The following is a 7044-nucleotide window of genomic DNA, read 5'->3' on the forward strand; positions in this document are numbered from 1 at the left end:
TGTGCTGTCGAGGGTTTGCTGATTTCTCTGATTGTTCGATACCTAGTGAGTAGATGATACTTTTTATCAATCCACTCTTTTGCCATTTTGTCAATGCGTAAGTCCTATAATACTTCCTAATGCTCCCGCAGAGCCAGCTATAGCTAGTAGAACTAGGATATTAAAATATCCTTTACTCATTCCAGGTCTATTTTGCTGTAGATTATTCTGCCCACTTGCAATAGGTAAGTTATTAACTAATCGAGAAAAGTATGTTAACGTAGCAACTGATGAAAATAAGATACCTAAATATAATGGGAGTGCTAAAAGAAGACCTAAAAACAACTTATTTGGTGTTGAACCTAAATGAATAATTTTTAGTAAAGAATTTTTCCAAAATCCGCCAATAGGATTATCAGTCTCATCAATAGAATATTGAATATTTCGTCTAATTTTTTTAGCTAAACAAAGATTGGGCTGTTTTTGAAATAGAGCTTCTATAGCAACTTGAAGGAAATCTAATTTAGCTGCTAGTTGTTCTTGCCTAGCATCGCAATTTTTTAAATTTTTAGTTGCATTATAGATGAATCGTTTCTCAATGGATTGCAGTAGATTAATCAACTCAGAAAGTTCTTCTTGAGTAGCCTTTTCCAAGGTTAATCCATCTTGACTTAATTTCTTAAGCTCTGATGTAATTTGTCCTATTAAATAATCAACTCTAGATTGAATATCAACTGGTAACTTTCGTTTTAATGCTGCTTTCTCTACTGGTCTAGAGCCATTTGTTGAGATTTCAGAGGTAGTGATTTCTGGTAGCGTCATATTGTAAAGTAATTTTTGCAACAAAATTTGTATAAAGAAAAACCTATATAGTTTTGAGATTATACATTATACTAACCTCAAATTCTGCATCTTCTCAGTAAATTAATTTACTAAGTAAAACTTTTATGCAGTATATAATGTTTACAGTAAGAGTTTAAAACCAGGAATTGACACTTAGATTAAAGCATAAAGAAACATATGCTTAGGGCGATTTTCCCTTGGCATAGCGTCCCATTCCGATTGAAGCCTCATTCGACCAAAGCCTTCTGGAACATGACCTATATGAGTAACTGTTTCGCTATCTATCCATAGCCGCAATCTACCAATTAATTCTTTCTGTCCGAAACGAGATGAAGTAGGTGTTGGCAACCACAGAAACACCACTGGCTTGCGTGATGCTTTTTGATAGCAAAGTTCGGCCACAGGTTTGGATTTACCTTTACCGTATCTAATGGTACTCCTTCCTTCAATTTCTTCCTTGATTCGCCTATCAAAACCTAAGATTTTTTCTCGCAGTTTGAGGATTGCTTGCTGTTCTTCTCCAGTACAAGCGCCAAGCCAGTCTAAAAGCAATTGCGGCGTTTCTGGAATATCTCCAGATGTGCTACTGAACTTGAGTTCTTGGTAGGGAATGGGGATTGACCAAGTTTGGTTATCATCAATATCCTGCAACTTCAACTGAAATTGCTCATCATACTTTAAAACTTGAACTTGTAATAAATCAATCTTAAGCAGATTATACTTGCGGTCGATCAGGTTATGTTTATGGAATGAGGGAGCGATCGCCACTAAACGCACAGGCTGACCATAATCGATTTGCTCTAGAAACGCTTGCTCATCTAATAAATTGTCGTAATAGCGCGTTAGCTGCTGAATAACGTATCTATCCTCAGCGTTCTTTAGTTCGATGATGACTAGCTGCTGTTGTTCATCCAGAGCTAAAATATCGCAGACTTCACCTTTAACAGCATACTGTCGCTTGAGTGGGGTAAATCCCAATAACTGCTGTAGATTGTCCCAAATAAAGTTTTATAATGCAGCAACAGATGCAAATTCCCAACCCGCGCCTGTTTTTCTTAAAGCTGCACCAGCTAGCATACGTGTTTACCTGTTTAATACTTAACCACAGACAACTAGCATATCCCCAAATTAAGCACGATAAGTTACACAAATGAGGTTATATGTAGCATGAAGCTGAAGAATATTATATTTAAAATAAAAATTTAGATGACTACATATAACACCAAAGGATACACGGAAAAATTCCATATAATCATCCCATAAGGGTAGATATACGGAAAAATTCTGTATAATAACCAAAATAAGGGTTTAAAAAAGAAGTTTTACGTATATCTAGAAAGAAGGTAGCTGTAATGCTTGATATATTAATATTTAGACAAAGATTATACAGAAACATCCGTATAATAAATAGTTAGACTTCTGTTAGGGCGTGGCAACGAGTGGTTGACGAGGTATCGGCGAAAAGCGAACGCTGATGGGTTTGTGTTGAGTTAGTAATCAAGACGATTTTTAGTGAAGTAAGTAGGTGGGACTGATTAAACTAAAAATCCTAGAGGCTGAAGACGTTGCTTAATCGAAGCTTATCTGGAAAATAATCCGGCTTACCTACTTAATTGTAAAATTCTGTGGGTTATACAAACTTAATACATAACATTATTGGTGCTGAATTTAAGCTTTATAGCGAATCTATTTCTTTTGGAGATAAGGAAATGAGCGAAGAGCCGCAGATCGATAAAGACAAAGTGGCGACTGGTAAGGATAGTAGTACTAAAGAGAGTAGTTCTCAGCAAAAAAGAGACTATGCTAAGTGGATGGGTGTAGCAGCTACGTTTTTATCGATATTCTTGGCATTTCTGACCTACAAGCTGGATGCAGAGCGTAGAAATGCTGAAAATCGACAAGGAGAACTTAATTCAAGATTGGAGGAGATTAGAGCAAGAGTAGATATTGATTACAACTTGTATTCTGAAGGAGCAGTAACTTTTTTACAAAAAAAACAATCAAGAAATAATTCTAATAGATTATTCTCAAATGAGGTATCCAATCAAATCCTGAAGCAAACGCGAATGCAAAGATGGGATAGCTACAACAATTTGATGAGGTGTGTCTATGGATATTTTCCTGATGCGCCTAAAGTTGGGATGTTAGGAACCCGTGAAATAATCTATTTTGAGGTTTCTTACAATCCTTCGGCTGATAGTAAAAAAATACCTGCGGACGCAGTTGAGATTGCTTATCGTATTAAAGATTTTCCTCGCATTCCTCAAGACGGATCACTGACCTTTAAATCTAGCTTTGCAGAGTTAACAAAAGATATCAAAAGCTGGAAAACAGGAACTTTAAAGGTTGAGCAACTGAAAGCGGGAAATAAAATTACTATTCCAATTGCGCATATGGTTGGCCCCGTACACAGTGAAAGCCTCGTTATACCGATGAAGATTAGTTGGTACAATCCTCTCTTAAATCGCAAGGAGGAAAAGTCTTTCGACATTGAGGGAATGATGTCTGACTTAGATGCAAGATATAGAGGTTTCCTACGTGGTAATGTCAAAGGTAGCTGTAATGCTGTGTAGGATTAAGCCATTTCTTCTAAAATCTTTACTTCCTTTGGAGTCTACTTTGTACACTTGTAAGTCATGTTAAAACTCTAAATATTTTATTTATGTGAAATCGGGAAGTAAGGAAGGCAAGAGAAGCAAGGCAAGAATTAGGAGTAGAGGAGGAAGATTTGTATCGGATTCTTCTCCTGCTGCACATCTCCCCTGCTTCCCCTGCTTTTACACAGCGACTAGCTCTGTCCCAATAAACAATTGCCCCCACTGCTCAGGCTCAAATTCCTTTACTTTTGCATCGGTTAATTATTTGACGTTTTCAAAAATTCTTTTAACTTTTTATAATCTTTGCATCCATTCTTTTAAAGCAATATTTAATAATGAATCTAGAGAATTGTCATTCAATTACTTTCCTGTTATTGCAGTATAAAGATGTGAATATTGTTGAAAATTATAAACTGTAGTGGCATAGGCATTAGGTCGGGGATTGCGCTGAATCATGATTTGGGAGACCGTTTGCCAAGACGAAGACATCAAATCACCAAATCCAATTTTGATAATTCCCTTTGCTGATTGATCATAATTCTTATGAAAACTAATTTTTCCTGTAGGAAAAGGTAGCCACAGAGAAAAATCTAAGCCGTGAAAGTCTCCCTTAAAGGAGCGAATGTAAAATTCAGCACATATTTTATCTTTATAAAAATATTGGAGGAGTAATTCATCAATATAGTTTGCTCTCCATGAATAAGAAATGGGCTGTTAAACGGCTGACGATTAATCTCACCTTAAGTGAAGTAGAGAGGTTAGAAATATATTGCTCAACAACAGGACGACCAGCAACAGATGTGATTCGAGAGCTAATTCGTTCTTTAGCAACTGAAGAAGCAGCAAACTAGGTAATAAGTCGAATAACTCCAACTGCTATTGGGTTTATCTTTAGCGAGGCTGCTGATCATCTTGTTCTGCTTTTAGCTATCAACAATTTTGGGAGTTAATTTGATTTCTAATTAACTCAAAAAATTGTGAAATTTCTTCAATTGACCGAATGTGATAAACATTTTTGTGGCTTTGAGCCTGTTGGATATATTCACGATATTTTGGTGTCAAATATCTGTGGCATAACCAAAGCGCACGGTAGCTATTAAGTGAACTCTTTAAGATTGGGCTGTTCTGGGGCCAGCCTTGTGGCGGATGAAAGTAACCTGTGATAAATCGCTTAGTTACCCACCAAAAATGCACATATAGTGGTAAATCAATATAAACCAGAGTATCTGCCTGCTCAAGTCGTGACCAGAGTGTTTCCATGCAACCAAAGCCGTCAATAATCCATCTTTCAGTGCTTAAAATTTCCTGATGAATCCGTTTGTAGTCTTCAGATGGAACTTCAGCACCTCCCGCCTGATATTTAATCTTGTCCAAGACGTGAAGTTGTAAACCAGTGATTTGGGATAATTTTTGGCTCAGAGTTGATTTACCACCTCCAGCATTGCCAAATACCGCTACTTTTTTCATCGTCACTTTCCTTTGAGTTGAATATAGTTTAAGGAGCAAAAAACTCGTCACAAAAGAATAAGAGTTTTACTTATACTACCTCTATAATACAAGATGTATTTATAAATGTTACGACTTCAAACGATTCGCAGTGAGGAAAACGATCGCAATCCCCAGCGTATAAGCAACTAAATCTCGCCAGTCGAAAGTAGATCCAATTGTTAAATGAGCTAGCTGGGAGTTTCGCCAGCCTAAAATATCAATGAGATTAAGAAACTGAAGCAACTCAATCAAGTAGGCAAAGATGAGAGTTCCAATAGCAACCTTCCGCAGTGGAACTGCAATAAAAGCATGAACAAAGTAAGCAATCACCATGACAATTAAAACGTCGCCAAGTAACGGTCTAATCCAATCATCTCGGAAGCACAGGGCAATTATCACAACTATTGCAAATAGAGTCGCAAACAGGGTGAAGGAGGTACGATTAAATCTCAACCAATTGAGATTACAGAATTGTTTAGGCACGATAGATTTCCTGGGTTTGATTCGCCAGGATTGTAACATTGTTCTTTAAAATTGGACTAAATTGATGATGTCCAGCAATTCCTTTAGAACGAAAACGAGAGTTGCTGGATGAAAGATAAGCATAAAAAACGTTGGTGATGCGAGAAATCTGGATGATTAACTAATTTTATATATTGTTTATTCTTTAATTTTTCTGTAATAGATTCACTAGAGCTTGATATGAATAATCTGATTATATGAACCGCAAACAATTATACTTTGGCAAAGACTATTCCTATGAAGCTAGACAAAAAAAGATTGGCTGGCTAAATAAAATAATTGAGTCACTATATGAGCAACCAGAACTAGGAAAATATGAAGACGATGAAGACTCACAAGAGCTATTTACCCAGGAGACTATCACAGTCGCCAAGCACTTAATAAAATTAATCACCCAAGAGGAGCCGAATACACAGGATGTTAATGAGTTATATAGATTGCTGAAAATTTATAAACATATGCGTAACTCTGCTTGGGACGACATTTGTAAATATGTGGAAAAGTGGCATTGGGTAGTAAATATTTGGGAAACATTCCAGAACGTAGTTGAATTAGATATCTGGCATGGTTATAAGTATCAACGTTATTCAATTAAAGAACCATTAATTGCAGAAGGTAAATTTATCAGAAATAGCTCTTCTATTGATCATTACGGTCATGTCGTATTCAAAGTTGAGCAGAATTTAGAAGAAAATCAAATTAAAATTATTTGGCAAATTCCAAATGAGACAGTTATTCCTGACGAATGTATTCCAGAATCAATCGAAGGAATTATCGACGGATTAATTCGACATTTTCATCTGCAAAATCAAGCTCTCACATTCCTCAAAATTACTGTCTTTAATGGCAGTTATCACGAATATCACTATAGGGAGTCTGATTATCGTCTAGCTGCTACCATCGCTTGGATCAATGCTTTAAAAACTGCTGAAATCATACCTCTTTAATGGTTAAGGTTGGAGAAATTCAATTATTTAACCATTATTAACATTGATTTTAAGCTCAGATGGGGGAAATAATTACGACTTACGTAACTGGCACATTTTTTCTCGTAGGGTGTGTGACACTTAGATCAAATTAAAAGGCTCTGGCAAAATGGCGATCACGCAGTGTTGAAACAAGGATTGCTCCCTTTGCAAAGTTATTTCCCAAAGGAAACCTACTTTCTTTACTGTCGAGGTCAGATGCTACTATCCGGGGAACTGCGATTTCACTATGGGGAATGGTTTGATGGGGGATTTCTCCGGCTTTTTCGGGCAGAACAAGGGGAGTCATGATTAATAATTAGAGATGTTTCTGGAATAATCAGAATATACGTTGCTGAATGGAAATATGATTTCGCCGGATTTTGGATAGAGCCTCCAGGCTTTCAGAAAATATTTCATAGCTGTATTTAGCAAAGCCGAAAAATTAATGGCGATGGGTAGGAGGGCAAGGTGTATGGATTGCAAAGCACTAATTTACGACGGGGTAAGGAAACAGGCGATCGCACCAATATACCCCCATTCTTTGATGAAGTGGGATATTTCCCAACAACCCCGGATAATTGGACAAATTGAGTTACCCTATGATTTTGAATCAGTACCAAGTATTGTTTTGTTACCTGATAAAGACA

General features: G+C 36.7%; 8 protein-coding genes. 3 read left to right on the forward strand and 5 right to left on the reverse strand.

Features of this window, described 5'->3' with window-relative positions:
- Positions 1-90: 90 nt before the first annotated feature.
- Entirely contained in the window at positions 91-801 is a 711-nt protein-coding gene (locus H6G14_RS32415; RefSeq protein ID WP_190573020.1) for a hypothetical protein, read from the reverse strand.
- 174 nt (positions 802-975) lie between these two features.
- Positions 976-1800, reverse strand: a complete 825-nt coding sequence (locus H6G14_RS32420) for an endonuclease NucS domain-containing protein (RefSeq protein ID WP_190573022.1) — start codon at positions 1798-1800, stop codon at positions 976-978.
- Positions 1801-2447: 647 nt separating this feature from the next.
- Between H6G14_RS32420 and H6G14_RS32425 the strand changes: the two genes are divergently transcribed.
- Both H6G14_RS32425 and H6G14_RS32430 read left to right on the forward strand, forming a co-directional pair.
- A complete protein-coding gene (locus H6G14_RS32425; protein ID WP_190573024.1) occupies positions 2448-3395 on the forward strand; it encodes a hypothetical protein in 948 nt (315 codons plus the stop codon).
- Positions 3396-4114: 719 nt separating this feature from the next.
- Positions 4115-4270: a CopG family transcriptional regulator gene (locus H6G14_RS32430; RefSeq protein WP_190573026.1), complete on the forward strand. Its 156-nt coding sequence runs from the start codon at positions 4115-4117 to the stop codon at positions 4268-4270.
- Between the two features lie 79 nt (positions 4271-4349).
- Here H6G14_RS32430 and H6G14_RS32435 read toward each other — a convergent pair whose 3' ends face one another.
- Both H6G14_RS32435 and H6G14_RS32440 read right to left on the reverse strand, forming a co-directional pair.
- Positions 4350-4886: a P-loop NTPase family protein gene (locus H6G14_RS32435; RefSeq protein WP_190573028.1), complete on the reverse strand. Its 537-nt coding sequence runs from the start codon at positions 4884-4886 to the stop codon at positions 4350-4352.
- Positions 4887-4994: 108 nt separating this feature from the next.
- The gene (locus H6G14_RS32440; RefSeq protein ID WP_338421255.1) at positions 4995-5390 is read right to left on the reverse strand and encodes a ribosomal maturation YjgA family protein; all 396 of its coding nucleotides are present in this window, start codon (positions 5388-5390) and stop codon (positions 4995-4997) included.
- 236 nt (positions 5391-5626) lie between these two features.
- Here H6G14_RS32440 and H6G14_RS32445 point away from each other — a divergent pair, with 236 nt between their 5' ends.
- Positions 5627-6376 (forward strand): hypothetical protein, encoded by a 750-nt coding sequence (locus H6G14_RS32445; protein WP_190573032.1) that lies wholly within the window; start codon positions 5627-5629, stop codon positions 6374-6376.
- A 130-nt stretch (positions 6377-6506) separates the two neighbouring features.
- Here H6G14_RS32445 and H6G14_RS32450 read toward each other — a convergent pair whose 3' ends face one another.
- Entirely contained in the window at positions 6507-6704 is a 198-nt protein-coding gene (locus H6G14_RS32450) for a hypothetical protein (RefSeq protein WP_190573033.1), read from the reverse strand.
- Positions 6705-7044 lie beyond the last annotated feature (340 nt).

It is taken from the genome of Nostoc parmelioides FACHB-3921 (assembly GCF_014696625.1).
GTDB lineage: Bacteria > Cyanobacteriota > Cyanobacteriia > Cyanobacteriales > Nostocaceae > Trichormus > Trichormus parmelioides.

What these genes read in the sequence shown, in the direction of transcription:
- H6G14_RS32445 (WP_190573032.1), top strand. Translation starts at nt 5,627, where the DNA reads ATGAACCGCAAACAATTATACTTTGGCAAAGACTATTCCTATGAAGCT.
- H6G14_RS32435 (WP_190573028.1), bottom strand. Translation starts at nt 4,886, where the DNA reads ATGAAAAAAGTAGCGGTATTTGGCAATGCTGGAGGTGGTAAATCAACT.
- H6G14_RS32430 (WP_190573026.1), top strand. Translation starts at nt 4,115, where the DNA reads ATGAATAAGAAATGGGCTGTTAAACGGCTGACGATTAATCTCACCTTA.
- H6G14_RS32450 (WP_190573033.1), bottom strand. Translation starts at nt 6,704, where the DNA reads ATGACTCCCCTTGTTCTGCCCGAAAAAGCCGGAGAAATCCCCCATCAA.
- H6G14_RS32415 (WP_190573020.1), bottom strand. Translation starts at nt 801, where the DNA reads ATGACGCTACCAGAAATCACTACCTCTGAAATCTCAACAAATGGCTCT.